The sequence below is a fragment of the Auraticoccus cholistanensis genome (genome assembly GCF_009742705.1).
Lineage (GTDB): Bacteria > Actinomycetota > Actinomycetes > Propionibacteriales > Propionibacteriaceae > Auraticoccus > Auraticoccus cholistanensis.
The window spans coordinates 693,241-710,248 of record NZ_WPCU01000004.1 but is presented as its reverse complement, the minus strand read 5'-3'; the positions used below and the strand labels follow the sequence as shown (position 1 = coordinate 710,248).

Annotated in this window: 16 protein-coding genes; 4 read left to right on the top strand and 12 right to left on the bottom strand. The window is 74.8% G+C overall.

Annotated elements, in window-relative coordinates; translation table 11 throughout:
* Positions 1-96: 96 nt before the first annotated feature.
* The 5 genes from GC722_RS05725 to GC722_RS05705 form a co-directional block, all read right to left on the bottom strand.
* On the bottom strand, positions 97-1,449 hold the full coding sequence (locus GC722_RS05725; protein ID WP_156608645.1) for an NADH-quinone oxidoreductase subunit D: 1,353 nt from the start codon (positions 1,447-1,449) through the stop codon (positions 97-99).
* Positions 1,446-2,258 (bottom strand): NADH-quinone oxidoreductase subunit C, encoded by an 813-nt coding sequence (locus GC722_RS05720; RefSeq protein ID WP_156608643.1) that lies wholly within the window; start codon positions 2,256-2,258, stop codon positions 1,446-1,448. The genes GC722_RS05725 and GC722_RS05720 overlap by 4 nt, the downstream gene beginning before the upstream one ends.
* Positions 2,255-2,815, bottom strand: coding sequence for a NuoB/complex I 20 kDa subunit family protein (locus GC722_RS05715; RefSeq protein ID WP_156608641.1), 561 nt, complete (start codon positions 2,813-2,815; stop codon positions 2,255-2,257). Before GC722_RS05715 ends, GC722_RS05720 begins: the two co-directional genes overlap by 4 nt.
* Before the next feature lie 109 nt (positions 2,816-2,924).
* On the bottom strand, positions 2,925-3,287 hold the full coding sequence (locus tag GC722_RS05710) for an NADH-quinone oxidoreductase subunit A (protein ID WP_331714418.1): 363 nt from the start codon (positions 3,285-3,287) through the stop codon (positions 2,925-2,927).
* A 48-nt stretch (positions 3,288-3,335) separates the two neighbouring features.
* On the bottom strand, positions 3,336-4,613 hold the full coding sequence (locus GC722_RS05705; protein ID WP_156608639.1) for a geranylgeranyl reductase family protein: 1,278 nt from the start codon (positions 4,611-4,613) through the stop codon (positions 3,336-3,338).
* A gap of 210 nt (positions 4,614-4,823) precedes the next feature.
* On the opposite strand from GC722_RS05705, the gene GC722_RS05700 reads away from it, so the two are divergent.
* Both GC722_RS05700 and GC722_RS05695 read left to right on the top strand, forming a co-directional pair.
* Complete coding sequence (locus GC722_RS05700) at positions 4,824-6,143, top strand: isochorismate synthase (RefSeq protein WP_331714417.1); 1,320 nt, start codon at positions 4,824-4,826, stop codon at positions 6,141-6,143.
* Positions 6,140-6,823, top strand: a complete 684-nt coding sequence (locus GC722_RS05695; protein ID WP_197429839.1) for a DNA alkylation repair protein — start codon at positions 6,140-6,142, stop codon at positions 6,821-6,823. The genes GC722_RS05700 and GC722_RS05695 overlap by 4 nt, the downstream gene beginning before the upstream one ends.
* 103 nt (positions 6,824-6,926) lie before the next feature.
* Here the strand turns inward: GC722_RS05695 and GC722_RS05690 are convergent, their stop codons facing one another.
* From GC722_RS05690 to GC722_RS05680, 3 genes are all read right to left on the bottom strand, one after another.
* Positions 6,927-7,190 (bottom strand): VOC family protein, encoded by a 264-nt coding sequence (locus GC722_RS05690; protein WP_231747395.1) that lies wholly within the window; start codon positions 7,188-7,190, stop codon positions 6,927-6,929.
* A gap of 378 nt (positions 7,191-7,568) precedes the next feature.
* The gene (locus GC722_RS05685) at positions 7,569-9,389 is read right to left on the bottom strand and encodes a DUF6297 family protein (RefSeq protein ID WP_156608637.1); all 1,821 of its coding nucleotides are present in this window, start codon (positions 9,387-9,389) and stop codon (positions 7,569-7,571) included.
* Entirely contained in the window at positions 9,386-10,030 is a 645-nt protein-coding gene (locus GC722_RS05680; protein ID WP_156608635.1) for an ABC transporter ATP-binding protein, read from the bottom strand. The genes GC722_RS05685 and GC722_RS05680 overlap by 4 nt, the downstream gene beginning before the upstream one ends.
* Positions 10,031-10,096: 66 nt before the next feature.
* Between GC722_RS05680 and GC722_RS05675 the strand changes: the two genes are divergently transcribed.
* Positions 10,097-10,798 (top strand): demethylmenaquinone methyltransferase, encoded by a 702-nt coding sequence (locus tag GC722_RS05675; RefSeq protein WP_331714416.1) that lies wholly within the window; start codon positions 10,097-10,099, stop codon positions 10,796-10,798.
* On the top strand, positions 10,795-12,555 hold the full coding sequence (locus GC722_RS05670; RefSeq protein ID WP_156608633.1) for a TM0106 family RecB-like putative nuclease: 1,761 nt from the start codon (positions 10,795-10,797) through the stop codon (positions 12,553-12,555). The genes GC722_RS05675 and GC722_RS05670 overlap by 4 nt, the downstream gene beginning before the upstream one ends.
* Before the next feature lie 138 nt (positions 12,556-12,693).
* Here GC722_RS05670 and GC722_RS05665 read toward each other — a convergent pair whose 3' ends face one another.
* The 4 genes from GC722_RS05665 to GC722_RS05650 all read right to left on the bottom strand — a co-directional run bounded on the left by GC722_RS05665 (position 12,694) and on the right by GC722_RS05650 (position 16,931).
* Positions 12,694-13,152: a DUF4383 domain-containing protein gene (locus GC722_RS05665; protein WP_156608631.1), complete on the bottom strand. Its 459-nt coding sequence runs from the start codon at positions 13,150-13,152 to the stop codon at positions 12,694-12,696.
* Between the two features lie 100 nt (positions 13,153-13,252).
* Positions 13,253-14,884 (bottom strand): 2-succinyl-5-enolpyruvyl-6-hydroxy-3-cyclohexene-1-carboxylic-acid synthase, encoded by a 1,632-nt coding sequence (menD, locus tag GC722_RS05660; protein WP_156608629.1) that lies wholly within the window; start codon positions 14,882-14,884, stop codon positions 13,253-13,255.
* Positions 14,877-15,851 (bottom strand): o-succinylbenzoate synthase, encoded by a 975-nt coding sequence (locus GC722_RS05655; RefSeq protein WP_331714415.1) that lies wholly within the window; start codon positions 15,849-15,851, stop codon positions 14,877-14,879. The genes menD and GC722_RS05655 overlap by 8 nt, the downstream gene beginning before the upstream one ends.
* A gap of 30 nt (positions 15,852-15,881) precedes the next feature.
* Positions 15,882-16,931 (bottom strand): DUF418 domain-containing protein, encoded by a 1,050-nt coding sequence (locus GC722_RS05650; protein ID WP_197429838.1) that lies wholly within the window; start codon positions 16,929-16,931, stop codon positions 15,882-15,884.
* Positions 16,932-17,008: the final 77 nt, after the last annotated feature.

Here is a 17,008-nt window from a genome sequence, read left to right as displayed (position 1 = left end):
GGTCGACACCGTCCTTCTGGGTCTCGACCCGACGTCGCAGCACGACCGGGTCGACGGGGGCGACTGCGTCGCCGCGGTGCCACAGGGTCGTGCTGCTCATCGGTCGACACCCCCCATCACCGGGTCGAGGCTGGCCACGGCCACCACCACGTCGGAGATCATCGCGCCCTCGCACATGATCGGCATGGCCTGCAGGTTGCTGAAGCTGGGGTCGCGGAAGTGCGCCCGGTAGGGGCGGGTGCCGCCGTCGGAGACCAGGTGCGCCCCGAGCTCGCCCCGGGGGTGCTCGACGGGCACGTAGGCCTGCCCGGGCGGCACCCGGAAGCCCTCGGTCACCAGCTTGAAGTGGTGGATCAGGGCCTCCATCGACTCACCCATGATGTGCTTGATGTGCTCGTGGGAGTTGCCCATGCCGTCCGGGCCGATGGACATCTGCGCCGGCCAGGCGATCTTGGTGTCGGCCACCATCACCGGCTCACCCACCATGCCCTCGAGCCGGTCGATGCACTGCTCGACGATGCGCAGGCTCTGCCACATCTCCTCCTGGCGCACCCGGAACCGGCCGTAGGCGTCGGCGGTGTCCCAGGTGGCCACCTCGAAGTCGTAGGTCTCGTAGCCGCAGTAGGGCTGCTTCTTGCGCAGGTCCCAGTCGAAGCCGGTCGAGCGCAGCACCGGTCCGGTGATCCCCAGCGCCATGCAGCCGGTCAGGTCCAGGTGGCCCACGCCCTCCAGGCGTCCCTTGAAGATCGGGTTCTCGTTGCAGAACGCCGCGTACTCGGGCAGGTGCTTCTTCAGCCAGGCCACCGTGTCGCGGAGCTTGGCGATGGCGTTGTCGGGCAGGTCGTTGGCCACCCCGCCCGGGCGGATGAAGGCGTGGTTCATCCGCAGCCCGGTGATCAGCTCGAAGGCGTCCAGGATCATCTCCCGGTCGCGGAAGCCGATCGTCATCACCGTCAGCGCGCCGATCTCCATGCCGCCGGTGGCGATGCAGACCAGGTGGCTGGAGATGCGGTTGAGCTCCATCAGCAGCACCCGCATCACCGTGGCCTTCTCCGGCACCTGGTCCTCGATGCCGAGCAGGCGCTCCACCGAGAGGCAGTAGGCGACCTCCTGGAACAGCGAGGCGAGGTAGTCCATCCGGGTGCAGAAGGTGACGCCCTGGGTCCAGTTGCGCACCTCCATGTTCTTCTCGATGCCGGTGTGCAGGTAGCCGATGCCGCAGCGGGCCTCGAGCACCGACTCGCCCTCCATCTCCAGCACGAGCCGGAGCACGCCGTGCGTGGAGGGGTGCTGCGGACCCATGTTGACCACGATCCGCTCGTCGCCGCGCTCGGCCTGGCGGTCGGCGATGTCGGTCCAGTCCTGCCCGCTGGCGGTGTAGACCCGCCCCTCGACCGGCTCCCCGGCCGCGCCGAAGGGGTCGACGTGCTGGTCCTGCACGGTGCTCATGAGTAGCTCCTCCGCGTCTCCGGTGGTGCGACGACAGCGCCCTTGTACTCGATGTCGATCCCGCCGAGCGGGTAGTCCTTGCGCTGCGGGTGGCCCGGCCAGTCGTCGGGCATCAGCACCCGGGTCAGCGCGGGGTGGCCGTCGAAGACCACGCCGAACATGTCCCAGGTCTCACGCTCGTGCCAGTCGGCGGCCGGGTAGACGGCCACCACGCTGGGCACGTGCGGGTCGGACTCGGGGCAGCTGACCTCGAGCCGGATCCGGCGGTTGTGGGTCATCGACTGCAGGTGGTAGACGACGTGCAGCTCGGCCCCCTCCAGGGTCGGGAAGTGCACGCCGGAGACCGAGGCGCAGTGCTCGAAGCGCAGCGTCGGGGTGTCGCGGAGCACGCGGGCCACCGCCAGCAGGTGCTCGCGGGCCACCTCGAAGGTCACCTCGCCGCGGTGGACCACCACGCCGGTGACCGAGCCCGACGGCACCACGGCCGCCATCTCGTCGGCCACGGTGTCGAACCAGCCGCCGTAGGGGCGCGAGGTCGGCTGGGGCATCTCGACCGCCCGCTGCAGCCGGCCGTAGCCCGAGGTGTCGGCGCCGCTGGCCGCGCCGAACATGCCGCGGCGGACCTCCAGCACCCGGCGCCGTCCGCCCTCGCCGAAGCCCGCCTCGGCGGCGGTCACGTCGGCGCTGCCGCCGGCGGGCTCCAGGTCGGTGTCGCTGGCGGTGGTGTCCTCGCGCTCGACGCCCTCCACGGGCGCGTGCTCCTCGGCGCGCCGGACGTCCTTCTCGGGTCCGGTCCCGGCCGGGGTCATCGCAGCAGCCCCTTCAGCTCGGAGGTGGCCGGCTGCAGCTGCTGCTTGGCCTCGAGCTCGGCGTAGAAGCGCTCCTCGTTGACGCCGATCGGCGCGTGCTGCACCTTCTTGCGCAGCTTGAACATGCCGTCGATCAGCATCTCCGGGCGGGGCGGGCAGCCGGGGACGTACATGTCGACCGGGACGACGTGGTCCACGCCCTGAACGATCGCGTAGTTGTTGAACATCCCGCCGCTGCTGGCGCAGACGCCCATGGCCATCACCCACTTGGGGTTGGGCATCTGGTCGTAGATCTGGCGCAGCACCGGGGCCATCTTCTGGCTCACCCGCCCGGCCACGATCATCAGGTCGGCCTGGCGCGGCGAGGCCCGGAAGACCTCCTGGCCCCAGCGCCCGGAGTCGTAGCGGGGGGCGCCGTAGGTCATCATCTCGATCGCGCAGCAGGCCAGCCCGAAGGTCGCGGGCCAGAACGAGGCCTGCCGCATCCAGCCGAACAGGCCCTCGACGCTGGTCAGCAGCACCCCGCTGGGGACGTTGTCCTCGAGTCCACCGGCCATCAGCGTGCCCTCCTCAGGTTCCGTCCGTCGCCCCGGCCGCGGACGTCCCGCGCCGGTCCCCCATCCAGCCCCACCCCGGCCAGCCCCATCCCGGCCAGCCCCGCACAGGTCAGTCCCACTCGAGGCCCCCTCGACGCAGCACGTACACGTAGGCGATGAAGACGGTCAGCACGAACAGCACCATCTCGACCAGGGCGAAGGTGCCGAGCTGGTCGAAGCTGACCGCCCACGGGTACAGGAAGACGATCTCGATGTCGAAGACGATGAAGAGCATGGCGGTGATGTAGTACTTCATCGGCACCCGGCCGCCGCCGACGGCGTGCGGCGTGGGCTGGATGCCGCACTCGTAGGACTCGTACTTGGCGCGGTTGTAGCGGCGCGGCCCGACCAGCACGCTGGTGACCACGCTGACCGCCACGAACGCGGCCGCGATCGCCAACAGCACGACGATGGGTGTGTAGACGTCGTTCACCGCACCTGCCTCTCCGTCGAAGCCCCGCTGCTCATGCCGGTCGAGTCCCTACGCCGCCGGTGCCAGTCGGGACAGCTGGTTGATCACCTTGTCCATCGCGTCGCCGTCGCGGGCGTCGGTCAGGTTGGCCAGCAGCTTGAGGGTGAAGCGCATCAGCGTCCGCCGCGGCAGCCCGTAGCGGGTGCACAGCCGCATCACCTGCGGGTTGCCGATCAGCTTCACGAACACGCCGCCGAGACGGTAGTAGCCGCCGAGCTCTGCCTTGAGCCGGGCCGGGTAGCCCTGCAGCGCCCGCTCCGCGCTGGGCGTGCCCACGCCACGGCGGTGCGCCTCGGTCATCGCGTCCGCGGCGTACTCGCCGGCCTCCAGGGCGTAGGCGATGCCCTCGCCGTTGAACGGGTTGACCATGCCGCCGGCGTCGCCGACCAGCAGCAGGCCCCGGTCGTAGTGCGGCTGGCGGTTGAAGCCCATCGGCAGCGCGGCGCCGCGCACCGGTGCGGTCATGTTCTCGTCGCGGTAGCCCCACTCCTCCGGCGTGGTGTCGAGCCACGCCTTGAGCAACGCCCGGTAGTCGGTCTTGCCGAAGGCCGAGGAGGTGTTGAGGATGCCGAGGCCCACGTTGGAGGTGCCGTCGCCCATGCCGAAGATCCAGCCGTAGCCGGGCAGCAGGTTCGACGCCCCCGGCGGGCCGTCCCACAGCTCCAGCCAGGACTCGAGGTAGTCGTCGTCGGTGCGCGGGGAGGTGTAGTAGGTGCGGACCGCGACCCCCATCGGGCGGTCGTCGCGCTTGGCGATGCCCATCGCCAGGCTCAGCCGGGTGGAGTTGCCGTCGGCCGCGACCACCAGCGGGGCGCGGAACCGGCGGCCGTCCTTGCAGCGGACGCCGACGATGCGCCCGGTGCGCTCGTCGAGCACGGGCTCGGTCACGTTGGCCTGCTCGTACAGGGTGGCGCCGGCCGAGACCGCGTTGCGGGCCAGCAGGTCGTCGAAGTCGGACCGGGGACGCACCAGGCCGTAGGGCGGGAAGTCGGACAGGTCGGGCCAGTCGAGCAGGAACGGCTGACCGCCGCCGCCGTAGATGCGCAGCCCCTTGTTGTGCCGCCAGCCGGCGGCCTCGGAGGTGTCGATGCCCAGGCGGATCAGCTGGCGGGTGGCGCGGGGGGTGAGCCCGTCGCCGCAGACCTTCTCGCGGGGGAAGCTCGTCTTCTCGAGCAGGGCGACCTCCAGCCCGCGACGCGCCAGGTGGGTCGCGGTGGCCGAGCCGGCCGGGCCGGCTCCCACCACGACCACGTCGGCGTCGACGACCCCCTCCGGGGTGCTGGGCATGGGATCTCTCCTGCTGCTCGTGAAATCGTTCACTACCTCGGTCAGTCTAGGCACACCGGCACCCGGAGTGCACACGGCCGTGCCGGGAGCGTCCCCCCTTGTCGGAGCGCGAATGGTGGAGCGAATATCGCAACGCGACGGTGCTCTAAATCGCTACCGGCCGGCCGGTGGTCGGCCGGCGCCCCCGTCGCGCGGGCGTAGGCTGCGCGCGTGGTCGCTCCCCTGCTCGTGCACAGCTCCACCCCCCTGTTCGTCCGCAGCACGGAGCTGGCCGAGGTCGGCCTCGACGACCTGCTGGCGCTGCTGGAGGCCGGTCCCGCGGCCGGGGTGGAGCAGGCCTGGCTGCGCGGCCCGGACGCGGCGGTGGCCGGCGGCGAGGCCGCCCGGTGGGCCGCCGAGCCGGGGCAGGGTGTCGCCGACGCGGCCGGCTGGTGGGCCTCTGTGGTCGAGCGGCTGGAGGAGGCCGAAGACAGCTCCGGGGTGCCCGCCACCGCCTTCGGCTCGTTCTGCTTCGACCCGGCGCGCACCCGGGCGCTGCCGGTGCTGGTGCTGCCGGAGTGGACGCTGGTGCACCGCCACGGCGTCACGACGCTGGTCGAGGTCGCCGGACGCCCCTTCGCCCGGCCGCCGCGCGGGCGCGAGGAGCTGCTGGCGGGGCTGCCCGCCGCCGGGACGGAGCGGGCCGGCGTGACCGAGCCGCTCACCGTGAGCGAGCGGGCCGGGAGCCTGGACGCCGACGGCTGGGCCGACCGGGTGGCCCAGGGCGTCAAGCGGATCCTGGCCGGCGAGCTGGACAAGGTGGTGCTGGCCCGCCAGGTGGCGGCCGTGGCCGACCGCCCGCTGCCGCTGGGCCGGCTGGCCCGCCGGCTGCACGAGCAGTACCCCCGCTGCTGGACCTTCCTGGTCGACGGTCTGGTGGGCGCCAGCCCCGAGATGCTGGTGCGCCGCGAGGACGGCCTGGTGACGTCGCGGGTGCTGGCCGGCACCATCGGCGTGCACGGCGCGACCACCCCCGAGACGCTGGCCACCGCGCTGGCGTCCTCCTCCAAGGACCTGCAGGAGCACGAGTACGCGGTGGCCTCGGTGGCGGAGGCGCTCAGCCCCTTCTGCACCGGCATGAACGTGCCCGACGCCCCCTACGTGCTGGAGCTGCCGAACGTGCTGCACCTGGCCACCGACGTCACCGCGGTCGCGGCTGCGGGCACGTCGGTGCTGGAGCTGGTCGCGGCCCTGCACCCGAGCGCCGCGGTGTGCGGCACCCCGACCGAGGTGGCCCGGGAGCTGGTCGCCGAGCTGGAGGAGCTGGACCGGGGGCGCTACTCCGGACCCGTCGGCTGGGTCGACGCCCACGGCGACGGCGCTTTCGCGATCGCCCTGCGCTGCGGCCAGCTCGACACGGCCGACCCGACCACCCTGCACCTGTACGCCGGCTGCGGCATCGTGGCCGACTCCGACCCCGACGCCGAGGTCGCCGAGTCCGAGGCGAAGCTGGTGCCGATGCGGGACGCGCTGCGGGCGGTGGTCCGGTGAGCACCACGGCCAGCGCGGTGGTGGCCCGGCTGGAGTCGCTCGCCGACCCCGAGGAGCTGCCCAGGGTGCGGCGTCGGCTGGCCCCGGACGAGCCGGCCATCGGGATGCGGATGCGTGACCTGTTCACGGTGGCCGCGGAGGCCCGCAGCATGCCGCTGGAGGAGGTGGAGCGGCTGCTGGACGAGCCCGCCTACGAGCCGAGGATGGCCGCCTGCTGCGTGCTGGACTTCAAGGCGCGGGAGGCGCTGGGCGACCGGGCGCTGTCGGAGCTGTACCTGCGCCGCCACGACCGGATCACCACCTGGGACATGGTCGACCGGGCCGCACCCCGGGTGGTGGGGGCGCCGCTGGTGGGCGGCGACGTCGGCCTGCTGCACGAGCTGGCCCGTTCCCCCCAGCCGCTGCGGCGCCGCACCGCCGCCACGGCGCCGCTGTACTTCGTCCGCTCCGGCTCCGAGTCCGACCTGGCCGGCGGGTTCGCGGTGGTGGCCGCGCTGGCCGCCGACCCCGAGCCGGTGGTGCACCAGGCCGTCGGGATCTTCCTCAAGCACGCCGGCGAGCGGGTGCCCCTGCTGCTGAGCTCGTTCCTCGACCGGCACGCCGCCACGATGCCCCGGGCCGCCGTCCGGCTCGCCGTGGAGAAGGTGGACCCCTCCGTCCGCCGCCGCTACGTCGGCTGACGCGCACCCTCCCCGCCCGGGGGTCAGGTGTGGGTGCCCACGTTGACCACGTTGCCGTGGGCGTCGCGGTAGAAGAAGCGGGTGACTCCCCACGGCTCCTCGGTCAGGGGTGGACGATCTCCAGACCAGCAGCGGTCGCCCGTCGCAGCGCCTCCTCCACGTCGTCGACGAAGACCGACACCGCGGGGTTGACCGGAGCGGAGGCGTCCGCCGTCAGGAGGCTGAGCTGGTGGCCCTCGCCGTCCCCCAGCGTCACGATCCAGCCGTGGTCCATGAGCACCGACCACCCCAGCACGTCGCGGTGCGCCGCGACGGCGCCCTCGAGGTCGGTCACGGTCAGGTCGGGGACCACCCGCTCCACTCGCACCGGACCATCCAACCGCCCCGCCGTGCCACCCGCGCACCCCTCCCCTGCCCGCGTGTATGTCGTCTGGGTCACGGTCGGCGTGTCGCGGTGTGTCGCGGTGTCCGTGTCCGACGGCGTACACGTCTGCAGGGCCGAGGCGCCGCAGCTCGCTCCGAGCAGCCGGCGGTGGCCACCCGCTCCCGTCCTCGACGCCGCCCGCACCACCCGGGAGCGGCCGGCCCGGAGGTGACGACGGGCGCCCCTGAGAACGTGTCGCCCGTCGCCCGCGAACATCACGACACGCCGCGACACGCCGGGCGTGACCGGGACGACATACACGCGTCCAGGGGCCGGGCGGGTGGACGGGCGGGCCGGGGGGACGGGCGGGGCGGGGGCCCGTCAGCGGCGCTGCTGCTGGCGCATCTTCTCCAGCTCGCGGCGCTGCTGCTCCTGGGTGGCGCGCAGGCCCTCCCCGCTGAAGCCGCCGAGCAGCACCAGGGCGACGATCGCGAGCACGACGAGCGACCAGACGGTGGACAGGCCCAGCAGCACCGGCGCGGTGATCAGCAGCACCATGTCGATGCCGCGGATCGGGGCGGTGACCAGACCGGGCGGGAACGCACCGGCGGGGGTGGAGGCCATCGGCGCGCTCCAGTTGACCGGCTTGGCCGTGGTCCAGCGGACGGCCCCCATCAGCCCGGCCGCGGCGGTGACCAGCGACACCAGCAGCGCCCCGGGCACGGACCGGGGGACGGCCCCCTCGCCGAAGCCGACGAAGGCGGCGGTGGAGGCGACGGCCCAGACCAGCGCCACCGCGGCCGGCACGGCGACGGTGGCCAGCCGGATCTGGCCGGTGGTGAAGGGCAGCGTGCGGGCCAGACCGCTGTTGCGGGTCAGCACCCGCAGCCCGCCGGTCAGCGGGATGAGGGTGAGGAAGACGGCCAGCCCGCCGAGGAAGGGGGCGATCGAGGCCAGCCCCAGCGCGTCGGCGGCGTAGGGCACCACCACGGTGGCCAGCACGGCCGGGACCGCGGCCGGCGAGCGCGAGGTGCGCTGCAGCTCCCGCAGCACCAGCGCGGTGGTGCCGGTGCCGCTGCCCCGCATCGCGCGGACGTGGCCGCGCTCGGTGGCCCGGCGCTCCACCACGATGTCGTGGATCAGCCCGAGGTCCAGGGCGTAGAAGGCGCCGGAGAGCCCGGCGGCCAGCGACCCGCCGCTCATCAGCCGCAGCCGCGGGATCTTCTCCAGCCGCGCGTTGGCCAGGAGTCCGCAGCCGAGGGTGAGCAGCAGCCCGACGGCGCCGACGACCAGCGCGACCTCGACCTGCTCCGCCCCGGGCAGCCGCACGGTGGTCCAACCGGCGGAGAGCGCCACCACCAGGCCCAGCACGCCCAGCCCGGCCAGTGCGAACAGCCGCGCGCCCCAGCGGGCCGGGGCGCTGTGGTCGGCGACCTGCTGGGTGGCGGCGAAGGCGGTCATGCCGGTGGCCAGCAGACCGGTGGCCACCGTCCAGGCCGTCACCTCGTCCGCACCCGCACCGGAGAGCAGGGTGGCCAGCACCGCCAGCAGTGCGCCCGCCAGCAGCGCGACGACCAGCGCGGCCACCAGCCGGGGACGCAGCAGCCGCGACCGGCGGATCGGCGTCGACATCAGCCACGACCCCTCGGCGGAGGAGGCCAGCACGGGCCCGAAGAGCCGGGCCATCGACAGCGCCAGCGCGGCGGACAGCGCGCCGGTGACCCACGGCAGGTAGGAGCGGGCGGAGGTGCAGGCCACGGTGGTGCAGGCCGAGACGTTCGTCTGCACCTGCAGCACCACGTTCACCGCCATCGCGGTGACCATCAGCACCCCGAACACCATCACGTAGGCGTCGGAGACCACCTCGGTCAGCTTGCGGGTAGCCCGTCCGCGCCGCCAGTCCCGCATCAGCCGCAGCAGCTCGCGCTCGTCGGCGGGGACGCAGTCGTCGAAGGCGATCCTGGTGACCGGCACCGGCTGCTCCGGCTCCGGCAGCGGCTGCCCGGACAGCGCCAGCGGCCGCTCGGTGAGGGCCTCCTCGCGCGGCGGCGGCGCCGGCTGCTTGCGCCGCCTGCGCCTCCCCTTGGCCGTCACCGCCGGCGGCAGGGCGGGCCCCGGGTCCTCGGGGGCGGCGTCGGAGGCGCCCTCCGCCGCGGCCTCCACCTCGGGCTCGGGCGTGCCGGCTCGTTCCTCCCCGCTCATCCGCGCGGCGCTCCGAGCTCGACCACCCGGGTGGCCACGGTGTCCACCAGGCTGGGCTCGTGGCTGGCGAAGACGATGGCCAGGCCGTCCTGCCGCTCGGCCCGCAGCCGGTTGGCCAGCCACGTGACGCCCTCGACGTCGAGGCGCGCCTCGGGCTCGTCCAGCACCAGCAGCTCACGGGGCCGGACGAAGGCGGTGGCCAGCCCGAGCCGGCGCCGCTGGCCGGAGGACAGCGTGCCCGGCAGCTGGCCGGACTGCGGCACCAGCTGCACCTGCTCCAGCACCTCGTCCACCACCCCGTCGGCGTCGGGGACGCCGTGGGCCCGCGCCAGCAGGTCCAGGTGCTCCACCACCGACAGGTCGGGGAAGAAGTCCAGGTCGTCGATCACGGTCGCCACGTCGCGGCGGGTGCGGGCCGAGGTCTCCACCACCGGGTGGCCGCACACCTCGACGGTGCCCTCGTCGGGACGGTCGGCGCCGACCAGGCACCGCAGCACCGTGGACTTGCCGGACCCGTTGCGGCCGGTGAGCGCCACCGCCTCCCCCGCCCGCACCTCGAGGCTGAAGTCCTCGACGATGGTGACGGGCCCGTAGGCGCGCCTCAGCTTGGACACCTTCAGCACGGTGCTCTTCCTGGCCATGGGCTCGATCCTGCCTCCTGCTCGCAACCGGCGGTCCTGTCAGGACCACGTGGCAGAATCCCACACGTGCCGAGACAGACCTCCCGCGCCACACTGGCCAAGCGGCGTTCCGACGTCTCGGCGATGTTCGACCACGTGGCCGAGCGCTACGACGCCACCAACGACATCCTCTCCCTGGGCCAGGACCGGCGCTGGCGGCGGCTGGTGCGCCGCTCGGTCGACCCGCGACCGGGCCAGCGGGTGCTCGACCTGGCCGCCGGCACGGGGACGTCCAGCCGTCCCTTCGCCGACGCCGGCGCCCTGGTGGTCCCCACCGACCTCTCCCTCGGCATGCTGGCGGTGGGCAAGCGCCGCCAGCCCGACCTGCCCTTCGTGGCCGGCGACGCCCTCGCCCTGCCCTTCGCCGACGGGGCCTTCGACGCCGTCACGATCTCCTTCGGGCTGCGCAACGTCGAGAGCACCGAGGAGGCGCTGGCCGAGCTGCGCCGGGTCACCCGCCCCGGCGGGCGGCTGGTGATCTGCGAGTTCAGCTCGCCGGTGGTGCCGGTGCTGCGCTCGGTGTACCGCAACTACCTGGTGGCGGCGCTGCCCCGGGTGGCGCGGGCGGTCTCGTCCAACCCCGTCGCCTACGAGTACCTGGCCGAGTCGATCCTGGCCTGGCCCGACCAGCGGCGGCTGGCGGCGATGATCGCCTCGGCCGGCTGGTCCGACGTGGGCTGGCGGAACCTGAGCGGCGGGATCGTCGCGCTGCACCGCGCCGTGGCATGAGCGAGCAGCCGGCGGGTCCACCAGGCCGGCCCGACCCGGGCCGGGGGGTGCTGCTGGGTCCGTGGGCGGCCCCGAGCTGCCCGGTGAAGACCCAGAACAGCCACGACCCGCGGATCACCGGGGTCTTCGCCGCCCCGGCGCCGGACGAGGCGCTGCGCGAGCTCTTCGCCGGCACCGAGGAGTGGCGCGCCCAGGTCAGCGACACCCTGGCCGCGCTGCCCGGCGCGCTCGACCTGCGCGGGCTCGACGAGCCGCTGGCCGAGCGGGTGGAGCGCTGCCGGGCGGCGATGGCCGCCGGTGCGCCGGTGCTGCTGGGGGCCGAGCTGCCCGCCGACCACGAGGGCCACCGGGTCGGACGCTGCGACGTGCTGGTGCGCGGCGCCGACACCGCGGACGGGCGTCCGGGCTACCTGCCGGTGCTGGTCAAGGGGCACAAGGTGCGCGAGCAGCGCTCGGTGCCCGCCGACGCCGACCTGCTGCGGGTCGCCCCGCTGGCGCAGCCGGCGCTGGCCGGCTCGGAGGCCGTCCCGGGCTGGAGCTTCCGCAACGCCCGCCGGGAGCGCGACGTGCTGCAGCTGGCGCACTTCTGGCGGCTGCTCGAGGCCTGCGGCTGCGCTGCGGCGGGGGCGCCCTGGGCCGGGTTGGTGGGCACCGACGAACCGGTCGGGGTGACCTGGCTGCCGCTGGCCGAGCCGCGGTTCCGCACCTTCTCCCGGCGCACCGCCGGGGGCTGGCGGCTGCGCTCGGGGCTGGAGCGCTACGACCACGAGCACGGCTTCCGGGTGTCGGTGGCCAGCCGGGCCCGCCGGCTCGGGGAGCCGGGGGTGCAGCCGATGGTGCACCCGATCAAGATCGACGAGTGCGACCGCTGCCAGTGGTGGGAGCACTGCCGCCCCCAGCTCGACGCGGAGGACATCAGCCTGCGGATCGCCAAGGCGCCGCTGGACGTCCGCGAGATCAGCGTGCTCCGCTCGCTGGGCGTCAGCACCACCCGCGCGCTGGCCGAGGCCGACCTCGACGAGCTGCTCCCCCGCTACCTGCCGGAGGTGGCGCACCGCTCGCAGGCGGAGCGCCGGCTGCGGATCACCGCCCGGCGGGCCCAGCTGATCAGCGCCGGGGTCACGCTGGAGCGGCTCGAGTCCGGACCGGTGAAGATCCCGGGCGCGGAGCTCGAGATCGACCTCGACATCGAGACCTCGGCCGAGGACCGCGTCTACCTGTGGGGCTTCCTGGTCAACGACACCGTCAGCGGCAGCAGCGAGTTCCGCTCCTTCGTCGCCTGGGACGACCTCGACGCGGAAGGCGAGCTGGAGCTCGCGCGCCGCGCGCTGAGCTGGCTGCGCGACCTCGTCGGCGGCGAGCGGTCGGTGCTGGTCTACCACTACAGCGACTACGAGACGGTGCGGATCGGCCAGCTCGCCGAGCGGGCCGAGGCGGCCCGGTCCCCGGCCGGTACCGTGCTGCGGTGGGCCCGCGACGACGCCAGCCGCTGCTTCGTCGACCTGTTCGCCGTGGTCCGCGACCACCTCTTCGGGGTGCACGGCCTGGGGTTGAAGGTGGTGGCCAGCACGGGTGCGGGGTTCCGCTGGCGTGACGACGACCCCGGCGGCCTGAACTCCCAGCGCTGGTTCGGCGAGGCCGTCCACGGCGCGACCGAGGAGGTCCGCGAGCTCGCCCGCACCCGGGTGCTGCAGTACAACGAGGACGACGTGCTGGCCACCGCGGCGCTGCGTCGGTGGCTGCGCTCCTTCGACTGAGCCGCCGGCGCGGGCTGGCAGCCGGCCGCGGCCCCGCCGCAGCCGGGGCCGGACAGCACTCGTCCCCCAGCCCCGGCCGGGTGGCCGGTGCTGGAGGACGAGAGCTGGTCAGCAGGGCGATCTGCTCGCCCGCGTGGGTCAGGCGTTGACGCGGCCCCGGTCGCGGGTGAGCGCCAGGCCCAGGCCCACCATGCCGATGCCCAGCAGCAGGTGCAGGATGTCGTCGGCCAGGTTCAGCGGCACGAAGTTGGCCGACGAGTCCTGCGGGACGAACAGGCCGTACAGGAACAGCACCAGGTAGATGATGCCGCCGACGACCAGGTAGCTGCGCGCCCCGGACACCGAACGGGCCATCAGGAGCCCGGCGATGCCGAACAGCAGGTGGACGATGTTGTGCAGGATCGAGACCTGGAAGATGCCGAGCAGCATGGCCTCGGAGTGGTGGGACGCGAAGGACATGGTGTCGTAGTTGCTGGTGATACCCGGGACGAATCCCAGCACGCCGACCAGCAGGAAGACCACGCCGACGGCCAGGGCGGCCTTCTGCACAGCCGTCCGGCCGGCACGGTCGGCGCGGGACGAAGTAGGAACGGTCATAGCTCCTCCACAGTGTTCGATGCCTGGACGGAACCCCAGGTGGCATGGTGATACCCGTTGCCGGACGCCCCAATCCTGAGGAGTCGCTGAGCCGGCGGGCTCAGGCCAGGGCGCGGATCCGCTCGTCCAGCTCGCGGCGCCCGGAGCGGTCCAGCCGCACCTCGACCAGCTCGAGCCCCCGGATCCTGCGCGACAGCAACTCCCTCAGCTCGGCCACCGAGCCGACCGGGCGGTGGACGACCCCGTGAGCGGCCGCCAGCGCGGCGAGGTCGACCCGGTGCGGGGTGGCGAACAACCGCTCGAAGGAGCCCGCGAGCTCGTCGCGGCCCTGCTCGAGCGTGGCGAAGATGGCCCCGCCGCGGTCGTTGGCGACCACGAAGCGGACGTCGGGGCGCGGTTCGCCCGGGCCGATCAGCAGCCCGTTGGCGTCGTGCAGCCAGGTCAGGTCGCCGAGCAGGGCGGTGACCCCGCGCCCGGTCCCGAGCGCGAGCCCGACCGCGGTGGAGACCGTCCCGTCGATGCCGGCCAGACCGCGGTTGGCGTGCACCTGCGGACCGGTCGAGCGCCAGACCGGCGCCAGGTCGGCGTCGCGGACGGTCGAGGAGGAGCCGAGCAGCCAGACGTCGTCCGCGCGCAGGCTGGTGGCGACCTCCGCCGCCAGCCCGGGCCCGGTGAGGCCGTCCCGAGCGGCCAGCTCGGCGGCCAGCCGCGCCCCCAGCTCGCGGTCGGCGGTCAGCCACTCCTGCAGCCAGCCCTCCGGCCCGGGCTCGAGCTCCACCGCGCCCAGCACGCGGGAGACCCGGTGCCCGGGGTCGGGCCAGCGGTCGCCGCCGCCCACCACGACCACCTCGACGTCGTGGCGGGCCAGCAACCGGCTCACCGGGCGCGAGAGCGTCGGGTGGCCCAGGCACAGCACCCGGGTGATCCGCTGCCCCAGCGGCCCGGGCAGCAGCAGCCGGTAGCCGGCGACCGCGCACTCCCCCACCCGGGCGTTGCCCGAGGGCTCGCTGAGCAGCGGCACCCGGCCCCGCTCGGCCAGCGCGCGGGCGGCGGCGCCGGTGGCGGGGTCGGCGTCGCCGACCAGCACCACGGTGCCGGCGTCGGCGGGCAGCGGCGCCGGCGGGTGCTCGGGACGGCTGACCTGCCAGCCGGCCGGCACGCGCTCCACCGCGGCCAGCGGCTGCGCGGGCACCAGCGGGTCGGCCAGCTCGAGGTTGAGGTGGACGGGTCCGGGGGTGCCGGTGCGGACCCCGGTCGCGGCCACCAGCAGCCGCCGCACCGCCGCCCGCAGCGCGTCGGGGGAGGCGGCGTCCATCCGGGCGCTGCTGCGGACCGCCTCGGCGAACATCCCCACCTGACGGGTGGTCTGGTTGGCCCCGGTGTCGACCAGCGCGGCCGGGCGGTCGGCGCTGACCACCACCAGCGGGACGTGGGCCGCGTCGGCCTCCAGCACCGCCGGGTGCAGGTTGGCCACCGCGGTGCCCGAGGTGGTGACCACCACCACCGCCCGCCCGGTGGCCCGGGCGAGCCCCAGCGCGGTCCAGGCGGCGCTGCGCTCGTCGATGCGGACGTGCAGCCGCAGCAGCCCGCCGCGCTCGGCCGCCTCCAGGGCGTAGGCCAGCGGGGCGCTGCGGGACCCGGGCGAGACCACCGCCTCGACGACGCCGCCGGCCACCAGCTCCTCGACCACGGCCAGCGCCGCGGAGACGCTCGGCACCTGCTGCTCAGCCATCCCGGTCCTCCTCCTCCGCGGCGGCGCGGGTGCCCGCCCACCGCTGCAGCCACGCCGCGGTCGTCGCCGGGTCGGCCCGGACGGCCTCCAGCCGGTCCGGCACCGGTGGTGCGGCGGGCACCGCGATGGCCCCGTCCACCGAGCGCAGCGGCCTCGAGCAGACGTCCTCGTCGAGCAGGGCGACGGTGTCCAGCCCGCAGGCGAAGGGCAGCTCGGGCAGCGCGGCGGCCAGCGCCAGCCCGGCCGCCAGACCGACCGAGGTCTCCAGCGCGCTCGACACCACCACCGGCAGACCCAGCCGGTCGGCCAGCTCCAGGCAGCGGCGGACACCGCCGAGCGGCTGCACCTTGAGCACCGCGACGTCGGCGGCCTCGAGGGCCACCACGCGCTCGGGGTCGCCGCTGCGGCGGATGGACTCGTCGGCGGCCACCCGGACGTCCCACCCCCGACGGGCCAGCCGGCGTCGCAGCGCGGCGAGCTCCTCCACCGAGGCGCACGGCTGCTCCACGTACTCCAGGTCCAGGGAGCGCAGCGCGCCGACCGCCTGCTCGGCGGCGTCGAGGTCCCAGCCCCCGTTGGCGTCCACCCGGACCGCGCCCCGGCGGCCGAGGGCGTCGCGGACGGCCTCCACCCGGGCGAGGTCGTCGGCCAGCGTCTGGCCGCGCTCGGCCACCTTCACCTTGGCCGTGGTGCAGCCGGAGGCCGCGACGAGGGCGTGCGCCCGCTCGGGGTCGAGGGCCGGCACGGTGCAGTTGACGGGGACCGAGGTGCGCACGGGCGGCGGCGGGAGCAGCTCGGCGGCCTCCTGGCAGGCCCGCTGCCAGGGCACCAGCTCGGCACCGGCGTAGTCGAGGAACGGGCTCCACTCGGCCCAGCCCGCCGGCCCCTGCACCAGCAGCCCCTGCCGCCGGGTGATGCCCCGGAAACGCGTCCGCATCGCCACGTCGTAGACCACCGGCTCGCGCACCGCCCCAGCCTAGGGGGTGGCGCGGCCCGCTCACCGACCCAGCGCCGCCGCCAGCCGCTCCAGCGGACCGCGTCCCAGCAGCCGGCGCCAGCACCAGGCGAAGACCACCGACCCGGCGGCCAGCAGCCCGACCAGCGCCCAGGAGCCGGGCGGGCGGCCGGTCACCTCGGCGAGGGCCCACAGCAGCAGCACCTGGGCGGTGTAGAGGGTCAGCGGCATGGCGCCGGCCGCCGCCAGCGGCGCGAGCAGCCGGCCCAGCCGCGGCACCACGGTGGTGAGCGCCACCAGCAGCAGCGCGCAGGCCAGACCCACCGCGACGTTGCCGGCCACGGTCAGGGAGGTGGCCACCGCGAGCCGCGGGACGCCCCGGGCGGCGGAGCCGACGGCCACCTCGGTCGGGGTGGCGAGCTGGGCCCCGGCAACCAGCCCGAGCACCGCGACCGCTGCCGCTCCCGCGGCGAGCCGGCCCACCCGCCGCACCCGGGTCAGGTCGAGCCGGGTCACCGCGACGCCGAGCAGCAGCACCGGGACCCAGACGGCCAGCGGGTAGGACCCGGTCACCGCCCACTCGACGAGGACGCCCCAGGGCTCCAGCCGCAGCGACCGCACGGCCGGGACGGTCGCCAGCGCGGCGGCCGCTCCGGGCAGCACCAGCACGCCGGCCAGCGCCAGCACCAGCAGCAGGCGGGTGGGCAGGAAGACCAGCGGCAGCACCAGCCAGAAGGCGAGGCCGTACTCGTCGAGGATCACCCGCACCGGCGGGTCGAGCAGGGTGAGCAGCGACCCCAGCACGAGCAGCAGCAGACCCCGGGCCGCGACGCGGTCGCGCAGCCGGCGACGGTCGTCGCGCCGGACGGCGCCGCCGGTCAGCAGCCCGAGACCCAGCCCGGCCGTGACGGCGAAGAGCAGCCGCGACCGCTCCGAGGCCGCCACCAGCAGCCAGGAGTCCCAGCCGTCGGCGGCTCCGCGCGGTGCCGCGTGGGCCACCACCATGCCGAGCAGCGCCACCGCCCGCGCCACGTCGACCCCCACCACCCGCGGGCGCGGCGGCGGCGTCCCCCCTCCTGCCGCTGCTGCCACGAGCCCCACTCTGCCCGCACGGAGCCACCGGCGCCCCACCCTCCGGAGCCGGCCGCGGCAGGGCCTTGAGCGGGAGC

Coding starts and splice junctions, on each gene's coding strand:
- GC722_RS05670 (WP_156608633.1), top strand. CDS start 10,795: ATGAGCGAGCAGCCGGCGGGTCCACCAGGCCGGCCCGACCCGGGCCGG.
- menD (WP_156608629.1), bottom strand. CDS start 14,884: ATGGCTGAGCAGCAGGTGCCGAGCGTCTCCGCGGCGCTGGCCGTGGTC.
- GC722_RS05680 (WP_156608635.1), bottom strand. CDS start 10,030: ATGGCCAGGAAGAGCACCGTGCTGAAGGTGTCCAAGCTGAGGCGCGCC.
- GC722_RS05705 (WP_156608639.1), bottom strand. CDS start 4,613: ATGCCCAGCACCCCGGAGGGGGTCGTCGACGCCGACGTGGTCGTGGTG.
- GC722_RS05685 (WP_156608637.1), bottom strand. CDS start 9,389: ATGAGCGGGGAGGAACGAGCCGGCACGCCCGAGCCCGAGGTGGAGGCC.
- GC722_RS05665 (WP_156608631.1), bottom strand. CDS start 13,152: ATGACCGTTCCTACTTCGTCCCGCGCCGACCGTGCCGGCCGGACGGCT.
- GC722_RS05715 (WP_156608641.1), bottom strand. CDS start 2,815: ATGGCCGGTGGACTCGAGGACAACGTCCCCAGCGGGGTGCTGCTGACC.
- GC722_RS05720 (WP_156608643.1), bottom strand. CDS start 2,258: ATGACCCCGGCCGGGACCGGACCCGAGAAGGACGTCCGGCGCGCCGAG.
- GC722_RS05725 (WP_156608645.1), bottom strand. CDS start 1,449: ATGAGCACCGTGCAGGACCAGCACGTCGACCCCTTCGGCGCGGCCGGG.